Annotated in this window: 23 protein-coding genes; 8 read left to right on the top strand and 15 right to left on the bottom strand. The window is 69.9% G+C overall.

What is annotated here, in order from left to right; all coding sequences use genetic code 11:
• The first annotated feature begins 203 nt into the window (after positions 1-203).
• Positions 204-1,550, top strand: coding sequence for a hypothetical protein (locus ACFWN2_RS44070; protein ID WP_382436661.1), 1,347 nt, complete (start codon positions 204-206; stop codon positions 1,548-1,550).
• 3 nt (positions 1,551-1,553) lie between these two features.
• Here ACFWN2_RS44070 and ACFWN2_RS44065 read toward each other — a convergent pair whose 3' ends face one another.
• The 3 genes from ACFWN2_RS44065 to ACFWN2_RS44055 form a co-directional block, all read right to left on the bottom strand.
• Positions 1,554-2,684 (bottom strand): sialidase family protein, encoded by a 1,131-nt coding sequence (locus ACFWN2_RS44065; protein WP_382436660.1) that lies wholly within the window; start codon positions 2,682-2,684, stop codon positions 1,554-1,556.
• Positions 2,685-2,932: 248 nt separating this feature from the next.
• Complete coding sequence (gene recG / locus ACFWN2_RS44060) at positions 2,933-5,089, bottom strand: ATP-dependent DNA helicase RecG (protein WP_382436659.1); 2,157 nt, start codon at positions 5,087-5,089, stop codon at positions 2,933-2,935.
• 14 nt (positions 5,090-5,103) lie between these two features.
• The gene (locus ACFWN2_RS44055) at positions 5,104-6,714 is read right to left on the bottom strand and encodes a DAK2 domain-containing protein (protein ID WP_382436658.1); all 1,611 of its coding nucleotides are present in this window, start codon (positions 6,712-6,714) and stop codon (positions 5,104-5,106) included.
• Between the two features lie 148 nt (positions 6,715-6,862).
• Here ACFWN2_RS44055 and rpmB point away from each other — a divergent pair, with 148 nt between their 5' ends.
• Positions 6,863-7,054: a 50S ribosomal protein L28 gene (rpmB, locus tag ACFWN2_RS44050; protein ID WP_030467945.1), complete on the top strand. Its 192-nt coding sequence runs from the start codon at positions 6,863-6,865 to the stop codon at positions 7,052-7,054.
• Here rpmB and ACFWN2_RS44045 read toward each other — a convergent pair whose 3' ends face one another.
• The 5 genes from ACFWN2_RS44045 to ACFWN2_RS44025 are packed head-to-tail and all read right to left on the bottom strand — an operon-like array spanning position 7,055 to position 10,934.
• Entirely contained in the window at positions 7,055-8,245 is a 1,191-nt protein-coding gene (locus tag ACFWN2_RS44045) for an MFS transporter (protein WP_382436689.1), read from the bottom strand.
• A gap of 26 nt (positions 8,246-8,271) precedes the next feature.
• Positions 8,272-8,946, bottom strand: coding sequence for a uracil-DNA glycosylase (locus ACFWN2_RS44040; protein ID WP_382436657.1), 675 nt, complete (start codon positions 8,944-8,946; stop codon positions 8,272-8,274).
• Between the two features lie 20 nt (positions 8,947-8,966).
• Positions 8,967-9,488: a gamma carbonic anhydrase family protein gene (locus tag ACFWN2_RS44035; protein WP_382436656.1), complete on the bottom strand. Its 522-nt coding sequence runs from the start codon at positions 9,486-9,488 to the stop codon at positions 8,967-8,969.
• Positions 9,489-9,498: 10 nt separating this feature from the next.
• Positions 9,499-9,909, bottom strand: coding sequence for a GNAT family N-acetyltransferase (locus ACFWN2_RS44030; RefSeq protein ID WP_382436654.1), 411 nt, complete (start codon positions 9,907-9,909; stop codon positions 9,499-9,501).
• Positions 9,910-9,965: 56 nt separating this feature from the next.
• The gene (locus ACFWN2_RS44025; protein WP_382436653.1) at positions 9,966-10,934 is read right to left on the bottom strand and encodes a thiamine-phosphate kinase; all 969 of its coding nucleotides are present in this window, start codon (positions 10,932-10,934) and stop codon (positions 9,966-9,968) included.
• Between the two features lie 97 nt (positions 10,935-11,031).
• Between ACFWN2_RS44025 and ACFWN2_RS44020 the strand changes: the two genes are divergently transcribed.
• A complete protein-coding gene (locus ACFWN2_RS44020) occupies positions 11,032-11,265 on the top strand; it encodes an Lrp/AsnC ligand binding domain-containing protein (protein WP_089925682.1) in 234 nt (77 codons plus the stop codon).
• 19 nt (positions 11,266-11,284) lie between these two features.
• On the top strand, positions 11,285-11,848 hold the full coding sequence (locus tag ACFWN2_RS44015) for a DUF3515 domain-containing protein (protein ID WP_382436652.1): 564 nt from the start codon (positions 11,285-11,287) through the stop codon (positions 11,846-11,848).
• On the opposite strand, the gene ACFWN2_RS44010 is transcribed toward ACFWN2_RS44015, so the two are convergent.
• Together ACFWN2_RS44010 and ACFWN2_RS44005 are read right to left on the bottom strand one after the other, a co-directional pair.
• A complete protein-coding gene (locus tag ACFWN2_RS44010; protein ID WP_382436650.1) occupies positions 11,845-12,894 on the bottom strand; it encodes a D-alanine--D-alanine ligase family protein in 1,050 nt (349 codons plus the stop codon). The genes ACFWN2_RS44015 and ACFWN2_RS44010 overlap by 4 nt on opposite strands.
• Positions 12,895-12,946: 52 nt before the next feature.
• On the bottom strand, positions 12,947-14,317 hold the full coding sequence (locus ACFWN2_RS44005; protein ID WP_382436649.1) for a PLP-dependent aminotransferase family protein: 1,371 nt from the start codon (positions 14,315-14,317) through the stop codon (positions 12,947-12,949).
• A 68-nt stretch (positions 14,318-14,385) separates the two neighbouring features.
• Between ACFWN2_RS44005 and ACFWN2_RS44000 the strand changes: the two genes are divergently transcribed.
• Complete coding sequence (locus tag ACFWN2_RS44000; RefSeq protein ID WP_382436648.1) at positions 14,386-15,030, top strand: pyridoxamine 5'-phosphate oxidase family protein; 645 nt, start codon at positions 14,386-14,388, stop codon at positions 15,028-15,030.
• On the opposite strand, the gene ACFWN2_RS43995 is transcribed toward ACFWN2_RS44000, so the two are convergent.
• The 4 genes from ACFWN2_RS43995 to ACFWN2_RS43980 form a co-directional block, all read right to left on the bottom strand.
• Positions 15,011-15,469: a cysteine dioxygenase gene (locus ACFWN2_RS43995; RefSeq protein ID WP_382436647.1), complete on the bottom strand. Its 459-nt coding sequence runs from the start codon at positions 15,467-15,469 to the stop codon at positions 15,011-15,013. The genes ACFWN2_RS44000 and ACFWN2_RS43995 overlap by 20 nt on opposite strands.
• Positions 15,470-15,587: 118 nt before the next feature.
• Entirely contained in the window at positions 15,588-16,655 is a 1,068-nt protein-coding gene (locus tag ACFWN2_RS43990) for a cystathionine gamma-lyase (RefSeq protein ID WP_382436646.1), read from the bottom strand.
• A complete protein-coding gene (locus tag ACFWN2_RS43985) occupies positions 16,652-17,662 on the bottom strand; it encodes an NAD(P)H-dependent glycerol-3-phosphate dehydrogenase (protein WP_382436645.1) in 1,011 nt (336 codons plus the stop codon). Before ACFWN2_RS43985 ends, ACFWN2_RS43990 begins: the two co-directional genes overlap by 4 nt.
• A 3-nt stretch (positions 17,663-17,665) precedes the next feature.
• Entirely contained in the window at positions 17,666-18,373 is a 708-nt protein-coding gene (locus tag ACFWN2_RS43980; protein WP_382436644.1) for a lysophospholipid acyltransferase family protein, read from the bottom strand.
• A 70-nt stretch (positions 18,374-18,443) separates the two neighbouring features.
• On the opposite strand from ACFWN2_RS43980, the gene cofC reads away from it, so the two are divergent.
• From cofC to ACFWN2_RS43965, 3 genes are all read left to right on the top strand, one after another.
• The gene (gene cofC / locus ACFWN2_RS43975; RefSeq protein WP_382436642.1) at positions 18,444-19,067 is read left to right on the top strand and encodes a 2-phospho-L-lactate guanylyltransferase; all 624 of its coding nucleotides are present in this window, start codon (positions 18,444-18,446) and stop codon (positions 19,065-19,067) included.
• 44 nt (positions 19,068-19,111) lie between these two features.
• A complete protein-coding gene (locus ACFWN2_RS43970; RefSeq protein ID WP_382436641.1) occupies positions 19,112-20,086 on the top strand; it encodes a hypothetical protein in 975 nt (324 codons plus the stop codon).
• A gap of 140 nt (positions 20,087-20,226) precedes the next feature.
• Entirely contained in the window at positions 20,227-21,381 is a 1,155-nt protein-coding gene (locus tag ACFWN2_RS43965; RefSeq protein WP_382436640.1) for an acyltransferase family protein, read from the top strand.
• Here ACFWN2_RS43965 and ACFWN2_RS43960 read toward each other — a convergent pair.
• Positions 21,303-22,835, bottom strand: coding sequence for a hypothetical protein (locus tag ACFWN2_RS43960; protein WP_382436639.1), 1,533 nt, complete (start codon positions 22,833-22,835; stop codon positions 21,303-21,305). The two genes, ACFWN2_RS43965 and ACFWN2_RS43960, sit on opposite strands and share 79 nt — an antisense overlap.
• Positions 22,836-22,892: the final 57 nt, after the last annotated feature.

Here is a 22,892-nt window from a genome sequence, read left to right as displayed (position 1 = left end):
GTGGATTCTCGCGTGATGAGAGTGAAGTCGATACCCACCACCCGGTCAGACTGCGGCCGGTAGTGGGTTTAACCAGATCGAGTGACGATCTTCATGACTATCTCGGTAGGGTGAGCCATATGGCCGGGGCTGATGGAGCCGGGCAGCCTACTGCCCGCACACCGCATTTCGACGTTGTCCTCCGTGGTTACAACCAGCGACAGGTGAACGAACGCGTCACCCGCTTGGAGTTCGATCTCAAGAACTCGAACCGCTCCCGTGACGCGGCCGCCGCGCAGGTGGCGGAACTCACCAAGATGCTCAACGCCATGCGCGCGGACCTCGACAAGACCAAGGTCCAGCTCCACAACCTCGCCAACAGTCCCGTCAGCGCGTCGAACGTCACCGAGCGCGTTCGCGTGATGATGAGCCTGGCCGAGGAAGAGATCGCGGACATCCGCAAGGACGCCCTCGACAAGGCCGCCGCCACGCGCGGTGAGGCCGAGAAGTGGGCCGCCGACCAGCGCGAGGCCCACCAGCGCCTGCTGGCGGAGACCGAGGCGCGCCGCAAGCAGCTGGAGATGAACTACCAGCAGCGCCACGCCGAGCTCGACCAGCAGACCGCCGGCCGCAGGTCGGAGCTGGAGGCCGAGCACGCGTCGTTGCAGGCGAAGCTGGCCGCCGAGCACGAGGCCCTGGTCGCCGACGTGCGCGCGAACGGTGAGCGCGTCGCCTCCGACTTCGAGAAGAAGTCGGCCGACCTGGACGCCCACCGCGTCGAGCTGGACGCGAAGTACAAGGCGTACAACGACGAGCTGGACAAGGAGTACGACGGCCTCAAGGCGAAGCTGACCGCCGAGCACCAGAAGGTGCTGGCGGACGCGCGGTCCGAGGCCGAGCAGGTCGTCGCCGACGCGGAGGCCAGGCGGGTCGCGGCGCTGCAGAAGCTGGAGGGTGAGCTGTCGGCCAAGCAGGAGGAGGCCGCGAAGATCCTCGCCGACCTGGAGTCCGAGTCGCTGGCGAAGGCCGAGAAGGTCACCGCCGACGCGTCCGCGCAGGCGATCGCCCTGGTCAGCGCGGCGGAGGAGAAAGCGGCGACGACCCTGCGCGTGGCAGAGGACAAGGCCACGGCGACGGTGTCCGACGCCGACCAGAAGGCCACCACCACCGTGCGCGACGCCGACCAGAGGGCGGCGACCACGGTGCGCGAGGCCGACGAGAAGGCCGCGACCACCGTGCGCAACGCCGACGAGAAGGCCACCGCGCTCGTCCGCGACGCCCAGGAGAAGTCGGCCGCGGCCGTCGCCCAGGCCGACCAGCGCGCGGCCGCCGCGTCCGAGAAGGAGGCGTCGCTGCGTTCGGCGCACGACAACCTCGCGACGCAGTTCCACGCGGCCCAGGCCGCGGTGGAGGCGGCGATGTCGGTGCTCAAGCCCCTGGAGGACGGCACCGCCGACGCCGACGAGGCCCCCCGCCCCGCGTCGTCCGGTCCTGCCGCGTCGTCCGGTCCTGCCGTGCCGCCCGGTGAGCAGAAGACCGAGCAGCTGCCGAAGCCGCGCCAGAAGGACTGATCGTCAGCCGGGGAACGGCGGCAGGCTGGTCGTGGCCCAGCTCGTCTGGCAGCCGCCGTTCGCCGAGAAGTCGCTGGCGAACCCGATGAACTCCGTGCCGTCGAGCGACGCCACCCCGCTGGGGTGGTAGTTCGGGCAGTAGTTGTCGCGCGCGCCGGGCACCGGAACCGGCGCGGGCACGGCGTACCAGCCGCTCCTGCCGCCGTTCTCGGAGACGAACATCGTCCGGCCGTTGCCGGGATCGACCTCGCCGTTCGCGGACATCAGCATCTGCCCCATGAGCAGCACACGCCCCGTGGCGGTGCCGTTGGGCGCGAGCACGATCGACGGCGTGTGCGCGAAGTACCTGCCGTCCTTCGTGACGGGCCGCTCGCCGTACCACTTCGGGTCGCCCCAGTTCACACCGTCCTCCGAGGTGCGCTTGTACGCCTCGCAGAAGTACTGGTCGGACTGCGCGCAGATCTCGTACGTCATGTAGAACTCGCCGGTCGGCAGCCTCTTGACCTGCTGCATCCCGGGCCTGAGCCAGTGCGCCTCGACAGCGACGATCTTCTGCTTCGGTGACCAGTGGACGCCGTCCTTCGACGTCGTCCGCCCGATGTACTGGCTGTGCCTGGCGTCCGACTCGTCGGAGAAGTAGCAGTTCAGGTTCCCCTCGGCGTCCACCGACAGGTCCGGCTCCCACAACCCTCCCTGCGGCCTGGCCCGCGCGCACTCCGACAGGTACCGCCACGACGCGCCGGCGTCGTCGCTGCGCCAGATCCGCGCCTTGAGCGTCTCGTGCTTGCGCCCCACCGACCCCGCCCACAGCACCGTGCCCGCCGGCATGTCACCGACGCGTTGCGGCAGCTCGTACAGGTGCCCGCAGCAGCTCTCGAACTCGCTCGACGGGTCGGTGAAGGCGGCGACCTTCCTGAACCGCTTGCCGTTGCGGGCGGCTTTCAGCACGTCCACGACGTGGGTGCCGTGCAGGGCCACCAGGATCGAGCCCCTCTGCGGGCCGTGTTCGAGGCGGATCGCGTGCGGGTAGCGGGACTCCTCACCGGTCAGCACAACGGGACTCGCGCCGGCCGGGACCGGGGTCGTGGTGAGGACGGTGAGGGTGGTCAGCGCGGTGATGATCAGGCGGCGCACGGTGTGGAAGGTAGTGGGGTTGCGGGGCTGGATCGGTGGCTGGCGCGCGACACGTTCGGGTGATGTGCGGGGTGCGGTGTTTGGTGGTGGGTGGGAAGGGAAGATCAGGGCGTTCTGGGGCCGGGTGGTGGGTTGCGACGCGTGCGTCGACCGGGTGGGGAGTGGTTCCGGGGCAGTTCGGTGGATCAGGGCGCGCCTGTCGGCCGGGTGGGGTGAGCCGGCTCAGCGCACCCCGTCCGTGCCGCGGGTCAGGTCTTCTCCAGGTACTCGGCACGTTCCTCCGTCAGCAGCGTCGCCACCATGCCCGCCAACCCGGGGTGCTCCGCCAGGTCCGGGTCGGCGTCCACCACCTGCTGGGCAGCGGTGCGGGCGTCCGCGATGATGTCCTCGTCGCGGAGCAGGGAGAGCATCTTCAGGCCCGAGCGGCGGCCTGACTGGGCCGCGCCGAGGATGTCGCCCTCGCGGCGCAGTTCGAGGTCGAGCTGGGCGAGCTCGAAGCCGTCGAGGGTGGACTCGACGGCTCGGAGGCGTTCCATGGTGGCCGTCATCTCCGGCATCTCCGTCACCAGGAGGCAGAGGCCCGGCGCGCTGCCACGACCCACCCGGCCGCGGAGCTGGTGGAGCTGGGAGACGCCGAAGCGGTCGGCGTCCATGATGGCCATGACGGTGGCGTTCGGGACGTTGACGCCCACCTCGATGACCGTGGTGGCGACCAGGACGTGGACCTCGTTGGCCGCGAAGGCGCGCATCACGGCGTCCTTCTCCTCCGGCGGCATGCGGCCGTGCAGGATCTCGATGCGCAGGCCTCGCAACGGGCCTTGCGCGAGCATCGTGGCCACGTCGATCACGGACAGGGCCGGACGCTTGTCCTCGTCGTCGGACTTCGCCGGTTCCTCGTCGCCGATGCGCGGGCACACGAAGTACGCCTGGTGGCCCTTCGCCACCTCCTCGCGCACTCGGGCGAACGCCCGGTCGAGCCACGCGGGCTTCTCGCGGACCGGGACGACCGAGGTCTTGATCGGTGAGCGGCCGCCGGGAAGTTCGCGCAGGGCCGAGACCTCCAGGTCGCCGTAGACCGTCATGGCGACGGTGCGCGGGATCGGGGTCGCGGTCATGACCAGCACGTGCGGGTTCTCGCGTTCGCCGCGGGCCGAGAGGGCGGCGCGTTGCTCGACGCCGAAGCGGTGTTGTTCGTCGACCACGACCAGGCCGAGGGAGTGGAACTCCACCTTCTCCTGGATGATCGCGTGCGTGCCGACGACGATGCCCGCCTCGCCGGTCACGATGTCCAGCAACGCCTGGCGTCGCTGGGCCGTGTTCATCGAACCCGTCAGCAGCGTCACGCGGGTCGCGTCCTCCGCTCCGCCGAGCTGACCCGCCTGGGCCAGGTCGCCGAGCATCTCGGACAGGGAGCGGGCGTGTTGTGCCGCAAGGACTTCCGTGGGGGCGAGCATCGCCGACTGCCGGCCGGCGTCGACCGCCTGGAGCATCGCTCGCAACGCGACCATGGTCTTTCCTGAGCCCACTTCGCCCTGCAGCAGGCGGTTCATCGGCACGACCGACTCCAGATCGGCCGCGATCTGCGCGCCAACCTCCACCTGACCCGCCGTCAGCGTGAACGGCAGCCGCGCGTCGAACGCGTCCAGGATGCCGCCGGACCGAGGTGCGCACGAAGGCGCCGGACGGGCGGTCGACGCCTTGCGGCGCTGGGCGAGGGCCAGCTGCACGGCCAGCGCCTCGTCCCACTTCAGGCGCAGCTGCGCCACGGAGATCTGCGCCCAGCTGTCCGGCCGGTGGATCGACCGCAGCGCGTCCTCCAGGCCGATCAGGCCCTGCTCCTCGCGGAAGTCGGCGGGCAGCGGGTCCTCCGGCACGCCGTCCCAGATCTCCAGGAGCTGCTTCACGCAGTTCGCGATGTTCCACGTGTTGATGTGCTGCGAGGCCGGGTAGACGGGCAGGAACGCCTGCAGGAACGACGACCCGTCCTGCTCCGCCGACAACACCTCGAACGCCGGGTGCACCAGCTGCAGGTTCTGGCGGTAGCGGCCGACCTTGCCCGCGAACAGCGCGCGGGTGCCCGGCAGGAGCTCCTGCTCGGCGACGAACGCCGGCTTGCCGAAGAACACCAGGTGCAGTTCCGAGGTGCCGTCGGTGATCACGGCCTCGGTCATCTGGCCGCGGCGCGCCTTCATCTGGCGCTTCTGGCACTTGCGGACCTCGGCCTGCACCGTGACGTGCTCGTCGATTTCCAGCGACCTGATGTCGGTCAGCTTCCCGCGCTCGTCGTAGCGGCGCGGGTAGTGGCGCAGCAGGTCGCCGACCGTCGTGAGGCCGAGGCCGGTCTCCAGTGCGTCGGCGGTCTTCTTGCCGAGCAACGGCTGCAGCTTGTCGTCGAAGGAGATCATCGCGTCTTATTGAACTACTCGACACCGACAAAAATCACGGCGTCCGGCTGACCACCCGGATATGCCGTCACCTCGACCTCCGGATGGGTGACCCGCACGTGGTCCTCCACCACGTCGGCGAGGCCGTCCGGCGCGTCGGCTCCCAGGATCACGGTCACCAGCTCACCGCCGCCCGCCAGCATGCGGTCGACCAGCCGGCAGGCCAGGTCCATCAGCGACTCCGGCACGGCGGGACCGGGCTCGATCAGCACGACCTCGCCGTCCAGCATGCCCAGCAGGTCACCGGGCTGGCAGCGGCCGACCCACGTGATGGCCTCGTCGGCGGCGATCGAGAGCTCACCGCGGCGCGTGGCGGCGGCGGCCTCGGCCATGGCGACGACGTCGTCACCGGCACGGCGAGAGGAGTCGTGCACGGCCAACGCCGCGAGGGCCTGCACGGGCGAGAACGTCGGCACCACCACCACGTCCTGGCCGGCGGCCTGCGCGTACGCGATGGCCTCGTCCAGGGCCTCACGGATGTCCGGGTCGCCTGGCAGCACTGCGACGTGACGCGCGCGCGTCGACACGATGGCGGACAACAGGTCCGTTGGTGTCGCCGAAGAAGAAGCGAGGTCGAACACCGTGGCGCCCTCGGCGCGGAACAGCTCCACGGCGCCGCTCACGACCACCACGATCGCCCGGTCGCGCACGAAACGGGACGCCTGCGCGGCGATCTGGTCGGCGAACCGCGCCACCGTGATGCGGTGTGGCCGCCCAGCGCGCACACCCGCCTCGATGGCCGCGCCGATGTCGTTGCAGTGCACGTGAACGGTCCACAGCGATACACCGTCGCCCACCACCGACACGCAGTCGCCCAGCCCGTTCAACGTGCCGCGCAACTCACCAACAAGCTCCTCCGAGGTGCCGTCGATCAGGTACATGACCTCGTACTCGAACTCCGACGACCCGCTCTCGCGCTCGGTCGTCAGCGACTCGGGCGTGCGCGGCAGCAAGGGCGCGTCTATCGGTGTTTCCACGGTCTGGCCGGTGATCACCGCCGCCAATGTGTCCAACAACACAACGAGCCCGCGTCCGCCCGCGTCGACCACCCCGGCCTTGGCCAGCACGGCGAGCTGACGGGGCGTGTCGGCCAGTGCGACGGCACCCGCGCGCGACGCCGCCATCACCACGTCGTCCAACTCGTCCGAATCGCAGTCACGAGCGGCCTCGGAAGCGGCGTGCAGCACCGACAGCACGGTGCCGGGCACGGGCTTCGAGACAGCGGCCGTGGCCAGCTCATCGGCCCTGTGCAGGCCCTTGCGCAACGCCGAGCCGGTCACCAGCGAGACCTCCTGCACGGTCTCCGCCAGCCCCCTGAGCACCTGGGACAGGATCACTCCCGAGTTCCCGCGCGCCCCGGCCAGCGCACCCCGCGCCAACGCCGACAGCGCGTCCCCCACCGTCGACATGGGCGAGCGCAGCAGCGCGTCGAGCGCCGACTGCATCGTGTGCAGCAGGTTCGTACCTGTGTCACCATCCGGGACGGGGAAGACGTTGATCTGGTCGATCGACTCCCGATTGGCGTCCAACGACCGCACGCAGGCGTCTGCCCATCTGCGCACCGCGACCGCATCCATGACCTGCATGGCGGCGAGAGTATCCACCCGGTTTGGTCGCGGGTGAGGCCACCGGCTACCCTGATTGGGTTGCCGTGCCCGGTTGAGGCTTGTGCACGCTTGCGCGCCCACCGGGACGCATGACTTACCGCTTGAGGAACCTGAAGGAGTGGCTGACGTGGCTGCCGTGTGCGACGTCTGTGGCAAGGGGCCGGGCTTCGGCCATTCGGTTTCGCACTCCCAGCGGAAGACGAACCGCCGCTGGAACCCGAACATCCAGTCTGTGCGCGCGAAGGTCTCGGCCTCGCAGCGCCAGCGGATCAACGTGTGCACGTCCTGCCTGAAGGCCGGCAAGGTCGTGCGCGGCTGATCACCGCCACAGATCGTTTTCAGAGAAGAGCCCGGCTTCGGCCGGGCTCTTCTCGCTTTTCAGGGCACGTCGCACGAACACCAGGCAGGCCAAGCCGCTGAGCACCGCCCCGGCGCCGCCGAGCGCGAACACCGCCCGAGGCTCCACGACCAGTAGCAGGCCGCCCGCGGCCGCGGTCCCCATCAGGTTCGCCCCGATCACCATGGACCCGACGGCGGCGAACGCCCGCCCGCGCATCTCCTCGGGGGTGCGCATCCGCACGATGGCGTTCAGGGCCACGTTGTGGACCCCGTTCGACACACCACCGACGACCCAGCCCGCCCCCGCCGCCACGATGAACGGGAACGCCGCCGGGATCAGCACCCCGATGCCCGTGGTGATCGCGGCCAGAGCGATCGCGCCGGCCACCTGCGGCACGGTCCGGAGCCGCGCCGCGATCCGGTTGCCGACCAGGATCCCGCTCAGCCAGCACGCCTGGATCGCGCCGAGCACGAACTCGTCGCCGTGCAGCACGTACCGCACGAACGCGGGATCGGCGACGTTCACGACCACGACCGTGCCGACGCAGAACGACAGTCCGGCGATCGCCGCGAACAGCACGGGATCCCGCCGCACGTGCCGGATGCCCGCGAGCGCGCTGGGCCGTGCCTCGTGCGCGCCGGACGGGCGGCGTTCCGAGCGCACGAACGCCAGCATCACCGCGTAGACGAGGAACGTGCCGCCGTCGAGCAGCAACGCGGCGGGGTGACCGAAGATCCCGGCAAGCAACGCGCCACCGGTGACGCCCGCCATGCTGCCGAGACTGCGCCCGGTGCTGAGCCACGCGTACCCGCGCGTCGCTTCCTCTTCACCGGCGATGTGCGGCACGAGAGCGGAGATGCAGGGCTGGGCGACGGCACGGCCGCAGCCGGAGAGGAACACCAGCGCCACCACGAACGCGGGCTGCCCCATCAACGGCGCGACGGCCGCGATCGCGAACCCCTGGAACACCAGGGCGGTCATCAGCAGACGGCGGTTGGGCAGCCGGTCGACGAGCACACCGGCAACGGGCGCGCCGAGCACGAACGGGAGCAGCTCGGCGATCAGGATGGCAGCGACCAGCAGCGGGCTGATCGGCGTCGCCCAGAACAGCAACACGAGCAACGACAACGAGTTGCCGAACTCGCTGACGGCCGCACCCGCGGCCGTCAGCGTCAGATCACGTCGTGCCGGACCAACTACGGGAGCTTCCAGTCGATCGGGTCGGCGCCCTGCTTCTCCAGCAGTTCGTTGGCGCGGCTGAACGGCTTCGAGCCGAAGAACCCGGAGTGCGCCGACAGCGGCGACGGGTGCGCGGACTCGATGGCGGGCAACGGTTCGAGCAACGGACGCAGGTTGCGCGCGTTGCGGCCCCACAGGATCGAGACCAGAGGTGCGTCACGGGCGGCGAGAGCCTTGATCGCCTGCTCGGTGACGGCCTCCCAGCCCTTGCCCTGGTGGGAGTTCGCCTTGCCGGGCTGTACGGTCAGCGCCCTGTTGAGCAGCAGGACACCGCGCTCCGACCACGGCGTCAGGTCGCCGTTGGACGGGATCGGATGACCGAGGTCTTCCGCGTATTCCTTGTAGATGTTGATGAGCGACTTGGGAATGGGTCGGACGTCCGGCGCGACCGAGAACGACAGGCCGACCGCGTGGCCGGGCGTCGGGTACGGGTCCTGGCCGACGATCAGCACCTTCACCTGGTGGAACGGCTGCTGGAAAGCTCGCAGCACGTTCTCGCCCGCGGGGAGGTAGGTGCGACCGGCGGAGACCTCCGTGCGCAGGAACTCACCCATGGCGGCGATCTGGTCAGCAACGGGGGCGAGAGCTTCAGCCCAACCGGCTTCGACAACTTCGTTGAGGGGACGAGCCACGGCTGTGAACCCTATCTCACTCAATCGAGCCGGCGGAGCTTCTCCCGGTACAAAGCGATGTTCTGAACATATTTGTCGACGATGAACGCCCAGGCCTGTTCCGGCACAACGTGTCCAGGGCGCTCGCGGGCCGGAACGCCCAGCACCATCGTGCGTTCGCGGACGTGGCCGTCGAACGAGACCACCGCGCCGGCGCCGACGATCGCGCCCTTCTCCACGATGGAACCGTTGAGCACCACGGAACCCGACGCGATCAGGCAGTCGTCCGCGACCGTGGCGCCCTCGATGTGGACGTTGTGGCCGATGACGCACGACGAGCCGATGTGCACCGGGTGGACCTCGGTGCAGTGCACGACCGTGCCGTCCTGGATCGACGTGCGCTCGTCGATCACGATGCGCCCGTAGTCGCCGCGCAGCACGGCCTGCGGCCACACCGACGAGAAAGCACCGATGCGCACGTCGCCGATCACCGTCGCGTCCGGGTGGACGTACGCGTCCGGGTGGATCTGCGGCGTGTAGTCCCCCAACGCGTAAATGGCCATGCGCCTGAACCTACAACGACTTCCCGAAGCAGCGACTGTCCGGGTGGTCGCGGTAGACGCCGAAGTTCGCGATCCGCTCGTACCCGCTGGACGTGTACAGGCTGATCGCCTCCGGCTGCTTCATGCCGGTCTCCAGCACCATCCGCTCAAGACCCGCTTCTCGCGCCGTGACCTCCAGATGCGCGAGCACGAGTCGTGAGAGGCCCTTGCCGCGTGCGGAGTCGACGACGTACATCCGCTTGATCTCGGCGGCGCCTTCCAGCTCGTCGTTCACGCGCCAGCCGCCGCACGCGACGGGCACGCCGTCGAGGTAGCCGATGACGAAGTAGCCGAGCGGCGCGGCGAACTGCGCCGGGTCGACCGGCGTGACGTCGACGTCGCCGTAGCGCTCGACGTAGACCTGCTGGAGGTCGTTGATCATCTTGACCGAGTCTGGATGGTCATACGCGCGCGTGCATAGTTCCACGGTCGTGAAGTCTACGCCCGCCAGTGCTCCCAGCCCGGAGGTTTTTCGTAGACCCTGCCGTCGACCGTCACGCCTGCGCCCGCGCGCACCGTGCCGATCGTCGTCCAGTTCGGCGGCACCGCCTTGGGGCCGGGGAACGTCGCGGCGAGAGCGTGATCTTCGCCCCCGGTGAGCGCCCAGTGCCGCGCGTCCCCGCCGAGCGCCGACGCGACGTCGAGCAGGCGCGGGTGCAACGGCAGCAGCTCGGTGCGGATGTCGATCGCGACGTCCGACGAGTCCGCGATGTGACTCAGGTCCTGCAGCAGTCCATCGGAGACGTCGATCATCGAGGTGGCACCTGCCTCCGCGGCCAGGGGGCCCTCCTCGTACGGCGGCTCCGGGGTGCGCTGGGCGTTGACGATGCCCACCGGGGAACGGAATCCGCGGCCGAGCACGGCCAGTCCCGCGGCGGCCCAGCCGAGCCGTCCGGTGACCGCCACGACGTCTCCGACGAGCGCGCCGGACCTCGTGATCGGCTCAAGTCCGTTCATGTCACCCATTGCGGTGATGGAGATCACGAGTGTGGCGGAGCTGACCATGTCGCCGCCGACGACGCCGGCGCCGGCCTTCGCCGCTTCTTCCCACAGCCCCGCCATGATCCCCTCGACGACGGTCGCGCGGGTGTCCGGCGGGCACGCGAAACCGACGAGCAGAGCGGACGGCAACGCTCCCATCGCGACGACGTCGGCGAGGTTCACCGCGGCCGCTTTTCGGCCCACCTGCTCGGGACTGGACCAGTCGAGTCTGAAGTGGACACCCTCGACCAGCAGGTCCTTGGAGGCCACGACCCGTCCGTCAGGGACGGCGACGACGGCCGCGTCGTCACCGGGACCGAGGATGGTCGTCTCCGGCTGCGCCCGACCGGTCGTCACCCTGTGGATGAGATTGAACTCACCCACATCGGCGACCGTCTCCGCGTCGCGCGGCGGCTCCGGACGCAAAGTTGCCTCCCAATCTGAGCATTCGGAACCCCAACTGGGGTACGTTGCGTGACACGTTCCTACCTCGACCCAACCTGTCGCGACGAAGGGGCACGCCGTGGTGCATGCATACATCCTCATCCAGACCGAGGTCGGCAAGGCCGCCGCAGTCGCCTCCGAGATCTCCGGGATCGCCGGGGTAGCAACCGCAGAAGACGTCACCGGTCCTTACGACGTCATCGTCCGCGCCGAAGCGGACACCGTCGACCAGCTCGGTCAGCTCGTGGTCGCGCGCATCCAGAACGTCGAAGGCATCACCCGGACACTGACCTGCCCGGTCGTGCATCTGTAGCTCGTGCTGTCATAGCCGGGTGACTCAGCAGGAAACCACGTCGGCGTTGTCCCGGCCGCTGATCGCGGCGGTCGGGCTCGCCGTCGTGCTCGCCATTGGTGTCGCCGGCCTCGGTCTGTGGCTGGGCACGGGCAACCAGTCCGAGGACGTGCCCGGTCGCACGGGTCCCCTCGCGCTGGTCTCGATCGACGCTCCAGACGCCGGTTCACCCACGTGCACGACGCTGGTCGAGAAGCTGCCGGTGGGACTGCCGTCCGGGAAGGACATGCTGTCGCGCCGGGAACTCGCCTCGCCCGCCCCTCAGGCCACGGTCGCGTGGGGTGACGCCAAACACGATCCGGTGGTTCTGCGGTGCGGTCTGCCGCGCCCGACCGAGCTGTCTGCGACCTCGCAGCTGCGGGTGATCTCCGACGTCCAGTGGCTCGAGCTGCCCGGCTCTGGCAGCTCCACCTGGGTGATCGTGGACCGCGAGGCGTACGTGGCGCTGACGGTGCCCGACGCGGCGGGCACCGGTCCGTTGCAGGACATCTCGACGACCGTGCGCGACCTCCTGCCGAAGCAGCCGGTCAAGACGGCTCCCTAACGGAGGCCTGAGCCTCGCGCGATCGCCGTCTCGATCAGCGTGGTCAGCAGCGTCGAGAAGTCGATGCCCGTCGCGTCCCACGCCTTGGGGTACATGGAGATCGGCGTGAAGCCGGGCATCGTGTTGAGCTCGTTGACGATCAGGTCGCCGTCCTCGGTCAGGAAGAAGTCCACCCTGGACAGTCCCTGGCAGTCGAGCGCCTTGAACGCGGTGACGGCGAGCTCGCGCAGGCGCGCGGTGACGTCGTCGTCGAGCTTCGCCGGGATGTCGGCCTCGTAGGAGTCGTTGACGTACTTGGCCTCGAAGTCGTACCAGTCGGCGCCCGTGCCGGTCGGACGCAGCTCGGCGGGCAGCGAGGCCTCGACGCGGCCGTCCGGGAACTCCAGCACCGCGAGCTCGATCTCGCGGGGGTTCGCGACGGCGGCCTCGACGATGACCTTCGGGTCGTGCTGCCGCGCCGCGAAGATCGCGGCGTCGAGGTCGGCCCAGTCGCTCACCTTCGAGATGCCGACGGACGACCCGGCGCGCGACGGCTTCACGAACACCGGCAGGCCGAGGTGCTCGCGCTCGTCCAGCGTCAGCGTCGTCGCGGAACGGTCGAGAGCGACGAACCTGCCGACGTTGAGGCCCTCGGCCTGGAGGATCTTCTTGGCGAAGACCTTGTCCATCGCGGCCGCCGAGGCGAACACGCCCGGCCCGACGTAGGGCAGGCCGCCGAGTTCGAGCAGGCCCTGGATCGTGCCGTCCTCACCCCACGCGCCGTGCAGCAACGGGAAGACGACGTCGACGTCCTTCAGCGCCTGGCCCGGCTCGACCGCGGCGACGGTCTGGTTCCGCAGCGTCGGGAGGTTGCCCGCGCCGGCCTCCAGCGCGTTCGGGTCCGTGCCGAGCGCCCACTGCCCCTGCGGCGTGATGCCGACCGGCACCACCTCGAACCGATCCGCGTCCAGGTAGGGCAGGACGCTCTTGGCGGACTGGCAGGAGACCTCGTGCTCGGAGCTGCGGCCGCCGAAGACCACGGCCACCCTCGTCTTGCGCTGCGTCATGCCGGGGACCCTACCCGTTTGGGCGATTGTGCCCACCGGCCAGTTGGTCGCGTCAGCCGTTCCCGCTGAGCAGCTCGGTCAGCACCGGCAGAGCGCTCACCAACTGCTCCCGCGAGCACGCGCTGTACCCGATGACGAGCCCGTGCAACCTGGCCCTGTTCACGTAGTGGCGGGCCAGCCCGTCCACCCGCAGGCCGCGTTCGAGCGCCTGCCTCATCAGGTCCCGTTCCAGTTCGGCGCTCGGCAGCAGCACCACGACGTGCGCGCCCGCGTCGTCGCCGAGCACCTCGATGCCGGCCTCGGCGAACGTGTCGATGATGAGCGCGCGCCGTTCGGACAGCTCCCGGCGCAGCTTGCGCAGGTGCCGGCCGAGGTCGCCCATGCGCGCGAGTTCCACCACGACGCGCTGGCCCGCGGCGGCCGGGCTGGTGCCGGTGAGGTCGCGGTGTTCGAGGATCGTCGTGGCGATGTGCTCGGGCGCGACCATCCAGCCGGCGCCCAGGGTCGGGGTGAGGATCTTGCTCGTGGTGCCGAGGTGGACGACGACGTCCGGGGCCAGTGCCGCCAACGAAGGCAGCGGGGCGACGTCGTAGCGGAGCTCGCCGTCGTAGTCGTCCTCGATGACGAGCCAGCCGTCGCGCCGCGCCCGTTCGACGAGGGCCACCCGCCTGCCCGCGGACATGCGGCCGCCCAACGGGTACTGGTGCGCGGGTGAGCAGTAGACCGCGCGAACCCCCGCCGGCACGGCTTCCGGGAGCAGGCCCTCGGCGTCCACGGCCGCCTGGACCACACGGAGACCGTTGGCCTTGAAGACGCCCACGGCCCGTTGGTAGCCGGGCTCCTCCACAGCTACGGAGTCACCGCGCTTGAGCACCGCGACCGCGATCTCGGTCAGCACGGCGGTGGTGCCGCCGGTCGCCAGCACGGGATCGGCGTTGACGGCCAGGCCGCGGTGGCGCAGCAGGTGTTCCGCGATGGCCTCGCGGTACTCGGGCAGGCCCGCGCGTTCGGGACGGGACAACGGCGGCGCGTCCGCGGCGGCACGCCACGCCCTGCGCCAGGCCGCCCGGTCCAGGCCCCCTGCCCACGGCGCGCCGGTGCCGAGGTCCACGAAGTCGGTGATCACGGGCGCGACGGGCTTGCGCGAACGCTTGCGCAACGGGCCGGGCGGCGTCGTGGTGACGTAGGTGCCGGAGCCGTGCCGACCGGCGATCCAGCCTTCCGCGTGCAACTGTTCGTAGGCGGCGGCCGTGACCGTGCGGGACACTCCGAGGGAGTCGGCCAACGCGCGCGTGGACGGCAGACGGTCGCCCGCGCGCAGGCGGCCTTCCGACGCGGCGGAACGCAGGGCGTCGGCGAGCTGGACGGCGAGCGGTTCGGCGGACTCGCGGTCCAGCGCCACGGGCAGCGCGGTCTCAGCCAAAGTGGCCTTCTCAAATCGATGGAAACTGGCGCTTCAATGATGCCACTTTCGCGCGCACAGTAGAACCCATGACCACTGACGTGCAGCTCTCCCCCACCCCGCGCAGCACCGTCGTCCGCGGCAAGAAGCGAGCCGTCGAAGACCGCCAGGTGCTCTACGACGTCCTCGACGCGGGCATGGTGTGCCACCTCGCCGTGGAGGTCGACGGGGCGCCGTTCCTCATCCCCACCGCGTACGGGCGGGACGGCAACCGCATCTTCCTGCACGGCTCGACGGGCTCACGGTCCATCAGGAGCATGATCGAGGGCAAGCCTGTTTGCGTCGCGGTCACGCTCGTGGACGGCGTCGTCTACTCGCGCTCGGTGTTCCACCACTCGATGAACTACCGGTCGGCGATCATCCACGGCACGGCGAAGGTCGCCGAGGACCCGGAGCACGCACTGAAGGTCATCGTCGAGCACGTCACGCCGGGCAGCTGGGACTACGCGCGCAGCCCGTCCAAGAAGGAGCTCGCGCAGACGGTCGCGCTGGAGATCGACCTGACCGAGGCCAGCGTGAAGGTGCGCGCCGGCGGTCCGGGCGAGGAGCCTGCCGACCTGGAGGCGAACCTCGTGTGGGCAGGGCACATGCCGCTCGTCACGACGTGGGGCGCGCCGGTGCCGCACGAGACGGACAGGGCGGTGCCGCCGCACGTCAGCGAACGGGGCCGTTGACCGGGTCGTAGCGGTACGGGGTCATGGCGCGGGAGCCGTGGCGGTAGACGTGGATCGACACGGCCGGGTCCACGCCGTCGTTGCGCACCTGGTGCACGTAACCAGGGCCCCACACCCGCGACTGACCGGTGTGCAGCGAGTGCACGACCTGGATCTTCGTGGTGACGACCTCGGTCAGCAGGCCGCTGACCACGGTGAACGCACCGGAGGTGTGGTCGTGGTCGTGCAGCGACGCGGTCTGCCCGGGGAGCCAGCTCATCAGCCAGATCTCCTGGTCGTCGGTCTTGTCGACCAACGCCGAGAAGCGCTCCTCCGGGTCGTAGCGGAGCAGGTGCTTCCAGCGGTCGCGGTCGGCCGCCCACGACAGAGCCACCCGGACGGGGTGCAGCAGCGCGGAGTTTTCAGGCAGAACGAGGCTGTTCTCAGGAACGGCGAACATCGGGAGAAAGTCCTAACCAGGCGAGTGCGCGAAAAGAGGACGCGGGACTATCGCCAGGTACAACAGCAACATGCGTTGAAGGACATGGAGCAGAGGGTCCCGGTTCCGGGACCCTCCGTCAATCCAGTCCCAAGGCGTGGGACACGTCCGCGACCAGGTCGCGCGTGTCCTCACAACCGGCCGAGAACCGCACCAGCCCCTCCGGCACCGGGTCGCCCCACTGCGCGCGCCGGTCCGCCGTCGAGTGCAGGCCGCCGAACGACGTCGCCGCCGACACGAACCTCGACTTCCCGATGAACGCCTCGACCGAGCTCGCGTCCGGTAGCTCGAACGTCAGCACGCCGTTGAACCGCCGCATCTGCTGGGCGGCCAGCAGGTACGCCGGGTCCTGCTCGGCGCCCGGCCAGCGCAGCCCGGAGACCTTGCCGGACAACGCCTCGTACAGCGCCGCCGCGTTGCGGGCCTGCCGTTCCAGCCGCAGGTCGAGCGTGCCGAGGCCCCGCATCACGAGCCACGTCTCGAACGGGCCGGGGATCGCGCCGCTCAACGTCCGCGCGTCGCGCAGCCTCGTGGCCAGCTCCGGCGACGAGACGGTGATGTGTCCGAAGAGGACATCGCTGTGACCCGCGACCGCCTTCGTGTCGGACGCCACCACGACGTCCGCGCCGAGCTCCAGCGGCCGTTGCCCCAACGGCGTCGCGGTCGTGTTGTCCACGGCCAGCAACGCGCCCGCCGCGTGCGCCCGCGAGGCCAGCTCCGCGATGTCGCAGACGTCCAGACCGGGGTTCGACGGCGTTTCGAGCAGGACCAGCTTCACCCCTTCGAAGGACGGGTACGGCCCGGCCGTGGGCGCCTCGACGACTCGCACGTCCATTTCGGACACGAACTTCCGGCTCAGGAAGTACCCGTCCGAAGGGAGAACGAGGGTGTCCCCTGTGGACAGAACGGTCCGCAGCAGCGTCGAGATCGCCGCCATGCCCGACGGGAAGACGACGCACTCACCGCCCTCCAGCGAACCCAGCGCCGTTTCGAGCGATCGCCAGGTCGGGTTGCCGGCACGGGCGTAGGTGTCCGGGCCGCCGAGGTGGAAGGCGGAGGCGAACACGGGCTGCGCGCCGAACGGGTCGCCAGGGCCGCCCTGCACCGCGTGGACGACCCGCGTGCCGTCGCCGAGCTCGGGGCTCACTGGCGCTCGTGCTTGCGGTCGCGGCCGAGCAGCGCGGCACCGAGGTCCCGCACGCTCAGGCCGTCGTGGCAGACCTGGTGGATGCCCTCGGTGATCGGCATGTCGACGCCGTGCGCGTTGGCCAGCTCGCGGATCGACGAGCAGGACTTCACGCCCTCGGCGACCTGTCCGTGCGCGGCCTCCTGCGCCTGCGCGAGGGTGTCGCCCTTGCCGAGCCGTTCGCCGAAGGACCGGTTGCGCGACAACGGCGACGCGCACGTCGCCACCAGGTCGCCCAGCCCGGCGAGGCCCGCGAACGTCAGCGGGTCGGCGCCGAGCGCCGCGCCCAGCCGTGCCGTCTCGGCCAGGCCGCGCGTGATGATCGACGCCATCGTGTTGTCGCCGTAGCCCATGCCCGCCGCCATGCCGCACGCCAGCGCGATGACGTTCTTGCACGCCCCGCCCAGCTCGCAGCCGACGACGTCGGTGTTGGTGTACGGGCGGAAGTACGAGTTCGAGCACGCGTGCTGCAGGTCGACCGCGCGGTCGTGGTCGATGCACGCGATGACCGTCGCCGTGGGCTGCCCGACGGCGATCTCCTTGGCCAGGTTCGGCCCGGACACGACGGCCACCTGCGACTCGTCGACGCCGGCGACCTCGCGGATCACCTCGCTCATCCGCTTCAGCGTGCCGAGTTCGACGCCCTTCGACAGCGACACGAGGGTCGCGTCCGGCGGCAGCAGGTCCTTCCAGCCGGACAGGTTCGCCCGCAGCGTCTGCGACGGCACCGCCAGGATCACGGCGTCCGCGCCGTCGAGCGCCTTCGCCGGGTCGGAGGTGGCGGAGAGGTTGGCCGGCAGCGAGATGCCGGGCAGGTAGCCGGAGTTCACGCGGGTCTCGGTGATCTCCGAGGCGACCTCCTGGCGCCGCGACCACAGCACGACCTCGGGGCCGGAGTCCGCGACGACCTTCGCGAAGGCCGTTCCCCACGAACCGGAGCCGAGCACCGCAACACGTTCGATCGCCATGGTTCAGGCCTTCCTCGGTCCGTAGAAGCCTTCTGGCGCCTCCTGCTGGCGGATCTCGGCCAGGTTGTCCTTGACCGCTCCCATCAGCAGGTCCGTGACCTCGCGCAGCAACGGGAGCGTCTCCTCCTTGCCGCGGTAGGCGGAGAGGTCGACCGGCTCACCGACGAGGTGCGTGATCGTCTTGCGCGGGAACGGCCGGAACTTCTTCTGGTAGTGGTTGTAGAGGTCGAGCGTGCCCCAGCGGGCGACCGGGATGACCGGGCCGTCGTGCTGCAGGGCCAGCCTGGCCACGCCGGTGCGCGAGTTCGCGGGCCAGCCGTCGGGGTCCTTGGTGATCGTCCCCTCCGGGTAGATCACCACGCACTTGCCCTCCGCCAGCGCCTCGTGCGCCGCGCGCAGGCTCTGCTGGGCGTCCGACGTGCCCCGGTAGACCGGGATCTGCTTCGCGCCCTTCAGGATCGCGCCCATGATCGGCACGTTCCACAGGCTGTGCTTCCCGAGGAAGCGCGGCACCCGGTAGTGCTTGTGCACGAACATGGCGTCGTAGCACGGGTCGAGGTGCGAGATGTGGTTCATGACGAGCAGTGCGGCGCCTTCGCGCGGGATGCGCTCACCGTGCACCGTCCGGTGCCTGCCCAGCACGAACGACATCGGGTAGACGATCGCCGCGGCGACCCCGACCCAAAAGCCGCCCTTCTCCCTTTTGGCCACGAGGCCTCTCCTCACGTGCTAGATCTGCGCCCGAGAGCACAGTAGTCGGCAAATCGTGGACTATGGCGAGGTGCGGGATGAAGTTGACCTCCTGGTTCCGGTGAAGACCCTGGACCGGGCCAAGACCAGGCTGACCAGCGCGACCGGCGGAGATCCGGTGTCACACGCGGCGCTGGCGCTCGCGCTGGCCCTCGACACGGTGACGGCCGCCCTGAACACCCCCGGCGTCCGTCGCGTGGCGACGATCACATCCGATCCGGCCGTCGCGGCCGAGATGGCCGCGCTCGGTGTCGAGTCGGTGCCCGAGCCCGCCGAGCCCGGCCTCAACGAGGCGCTGCGGCACGGCGCGCGCACGCTCCGGTCGTCGCGCGTCGGCGCGCTCCAGGCGGACCTGCCGGCGCTCCGGTCCGACGAGCTGCAGGCCGCGCTGGAGGCGTCAGCCGGGCGCCGCGCGTTCGTCCCGGATCGCCAGGGCACGGGCACGACGCTGCTCCTCGCCGCGCCCGGCGCGGAGCTCGACCCGAGGTTCGGCGTCGGGTCGGCCGGGCACCACCGGCTCTCCGGTGCCGTGGCGCTGCTCGGGCCGTGGCCGTCGCTGCGCTGCGACGTGGACACGGAAGAAGATCTGCGACTGGCGAACGCGCTGGGGCTCGGCGCGCACACCGCGAACGCCTTGCCCGCCTGGACAACCTGAGCCACCGCCACACGTCTACCGGGTGATCACGACTTGGGAGACTGATGCGAGCGCTCATCGCGCTGGCGGCTGTCACGGCCATCGCGGGCTGTGTCGCCGCCTATCCGATCGACCGGCCGTCCGACTACACGGCCGAGAGCAACCTCAGCACGTGCCAGGTGGCGTTGCCGCAGGACTGGAAGGACCGGTTGTCCCGCACCAGGACGGAGGCCGGTTCGCACGAGAAGGTCGTCGTGGTCGCGGCCGACGCCGACGGCGGCACGACGCTGGTGAAGACCACGCGCAACAGGACCACCGAACTGGTGCTGCACGACCACGGCAAGCGCCAGCAGGTGATGGCGGTGCAGAACGACGGGCAGCTCTTCGGCGTCGAGTTCGACGGCCGCTGGGTGACGTTCTCCACGACACCCGGCCCGGCGGACCACACCACCACGACCTACGCGTGGGACTCGCGCAACGACGGCGCGCCCATGCCCATCGGCGACAGCGGTGCCGTGGTGCACAACGGCAGGGCGGCCTGGTCCGACAGCCTCGGCGTGCACGTCTACGACCTGGCCAGGAAGAAGGACAGGGTCGTCGGCCCCGGCAAGAGGCCGGTGTTCCTCGGCGACGCGGTCATCTGGCTGCAGGACGGGAGGTTCCGCGCCGAGGGCGCGCTGCCCGACCAGCTGAAGGACGCGAAACCCGGTGACGGCGTCGCGTCCGACGGCCGCACGATCGTCTGGGCGCAGAACGAGAAGCTGCGCGGCTGGCGCGACGGCTGGACGGAACCCCGTGACCTGGCGGGGATCAGGTCCGCGCCCAGGAGCGAGGGCATCGTGTTCCCGCGGGTCAGCGGCGACTTCGTGTCGTGGCAGTCGGGTTCGTCGTACGTCACGGACGTCCGCAGCCGCGCGACCATGCACACGAGCGAAGGCGCGTACTGGCTGGAAGTCCACGGTGGAGCGCTGACGCAGCAGGGATGGCGCGTCGCGGCCGCCGCTCCGCTGGCGGAGCTGTCCCCTCTGTCCGCCTGCTGATCCAGTGACGAACGCCACGAAAATGTTGGTTTGAGCAACGCGGCGGGGAACCCCGGCACCTTTACATCCGTATCCCCCTACGCCAGACGACGTGTCCCCCGACGTCGTTTCCCCGACGCGGTCCCCTGAGGTGTACCTGCATGAGTTCATTGACGCACGCCGACTACCTGGCGTTGCGCCGCTTTCCCGCACTCGACGGCCTGCGCGCCATTGCCGCGGTTCTGGTCGTCTTCTTCCACTACGGCGGCCCCGACCGGCTTCAGGGCTGGGCCGGCGTCCAGATGTTCTTCGTCCTCAGCGGATTCCTGATCACCACGCTGATGCTGCGCGAGGAACGCAGGACGGGCCGCATCTCGCTCGGTGAGTTCTACCTGCGGCGGGCGTTCCGGATTCTCCCCGTGTACTTCGTGGTCCTGCTCGTCACGGTCGTGGCGTCCGCGTTCTACGGGACGTTCGTCAGCAACGGCATCGGCCCCGCGCTGAAGTACTTCCTCACGTTCACCAACGAGTTCGCCGGCGCCAGCCCGTACGGGCAGTCCTGGTCGCTCGGCATCGAGCAGAAGTTCTACCTGGTCTGGCCACTGGTGGCGATCGCGCTGGGCACCGTCGTGCTGCGCCGCCGCGCCGGTGCCGCCGCCCTCGGCATGCTGCTCGCGCTCGTCCTCGTGAACTTCACGACGGAGCACAGCAACCCCGGCTGGCCACTGCACTACTTCTCGATCCTGACCGGTGTGGTGCTCGCGATCGCGTTGCACAGCCCGCGTGGGTTCGCACTGCTGCGCCCGCTCACGAACCGGGTCGCGCAGATCGCCGTCGCGATCGGGTTCGTCGCAGTCCACCTGAGCGTGAAACCGATCGCCGGATTCCTCGACGGCACCAACGGAATTCCCGGTCACGTGCTGGTGGTCCCGGTCTACGCGCTCGCGACGGCCGTGCTGCTGACCGCGATGATCGCGCCCGGTCCGGCCACGACCTTCCTGTCCACGAAGCCGATGCAGTTCGTCGGTGAGCGTTCCTACTCGCTGTACCTGGTGCAGACGATCGCCGCGACGATCATCGCGTTCTTCTGGCCTGCTTTGTCCGGTCTCGGGCAGTCCGTGGTGGTCACGGCACTGGGACTGGCGCTGGCGAGTGTCCTCTACGCGACCGTGGAGATCCCGATGATCAACCTCGGCCGGCGCGTGATCACCCGCCAGCGCGCGAAGTCGGGCGCGACTCAGCAGGGTGCGCCGCAGGCTCCCACTCCGCAGTCGGAGTCGTCGCGGCTCGCGACCATCGGGCAGGCCCAGCCGTAGAACGGGTTCGGGGCGAGCGGCACGGGTTCCCGGTCGCTCTCCCTGGCCAGTTCCCTCGCGTGGTGCGCGGTGAGCGTCACCGGAGTGCCGCTCGCCTGCGCCTCGTAGGCGCCCCTCTCCAGCTGCAGGATCTCGACGCCGCGCGAGATGTCGGCCACGAACACCGTGCCGCGGTGCCAGTACGGCGCCCACGAGGTCGCGGTGTCCGGCCGCCAGTACCCGATCTGGATCGGCCTGGCGGGGTTGGAGATGTCGAGGAACCGGGTGCCCTGGTTGTACCAGGAGTAGGCCACGATCCTCTTCTGCACGTCGAAGTAGTGCGCGGAGCACGTGACGTCGCCGGGGATCGTGCCCTCCTGGTCGTCGGGGCTCCAGATGCCGACGGTCCTCATCTCCTTCGGCGTCTCGCCCCAGCCCTCACCGTTGTGCGTGCCCTGCAACGACGAGATGACGAACCGGCCCTCGGTCTTGCAGGTGGGCGAACCGAACGCCTCCTCGGTGTGCAGCAGCAGGCTGCCCGGCGGGTTCTCGCGCGTGGGCAGCGGACCGTCGAGCAGCGTGCGGCCGATCGGGCGGAACGAGTTGTGCGTGAACGAGGTCGGCATGTCCGCCTTCGGCACCGTGCCGCCCGCGTACGGGACGGGATCCCACGCTTTCGCCTCGCGGTACTTGCCGCTCAACGGGTCGCGGTGCCAGCCCTGCGTCCAGTAGCCGCGCGTCCCGTCGTCGCCCGCCACCCACGCGATGCCCTGGGCGTCGACCTGCACGTCGTGCGTGATCTTCCCCTCGCCCGCCTTGCCGCGGACGTCGACGTCGACCGGAAGTTCCTTCGGCGTCTTCGGATCGCGGATGTCCGTGACGAAGATCCGGCCGGTCTTGGCGTCCGACCTGTCCAGTCCGGCGGTCCAGAGGAACGAGCAGTCGTTGATGCAGGTACTGGTGTGACCGGTGTTCTGCCTGTGAAAGCTGAGGATCTTGAGGTCGGCCGGGTCCACAGCGGACACGATGTAGTTGCCGGTCGGGCGGTCGCCGGGCAGCGCGCGGCCGAACGAGTTGACCTCGCGCGCCAGGAACGCGAGCTTGCGCTTGGGGTCGACGTTGATGTCCTCGTTCTCCCAGAAGCGCTTCGTCGGGTCGTCGCCCGGCAGCGCCATCTCCTCCTTCGTGAGGTGGTCGAGGAGCTTGGGCCTGTCGAGGTCGGTGACGTCGAACGTCTTGAGCCCGGTCTCCATGCTCACGAACGCCACGTCGCGCTTGCCGTACTGGGCGAATGCGATCGAGATGGCTCGTTCGGTACCGGGAAGTGAGGCTTTCAGGCGAACGTTCTTCGCCGCCGCCTGCAGTCGTGGTTTGTCCACCTTCGGCGTCCTGGGTTCGGCGGAAGCCGCCGAAGCCAGGCCTGCCGTGGTGAAGGCCAACAGGGTCGCCGCGGTGATCGTGGCAATAACCTTCATGGATCGACCCTGGCAGCGCGCCCGGAGAACCGTGTAGACCCAAACGTCTGATGCTGT

The organism is Lentzea sp. NPDC058436 (assembly GCF_042721515.1).
Classification (GTDB): Bacteria; Actinomycetota; Actinomycetes; order Mycobacteriales; family Pseudonocardiaceae; genus Lentzea.
Note: the sequence above shows the minus strand (reverse complement) of the source record. Positions and strands in the feature narration are given on the sequence as shown.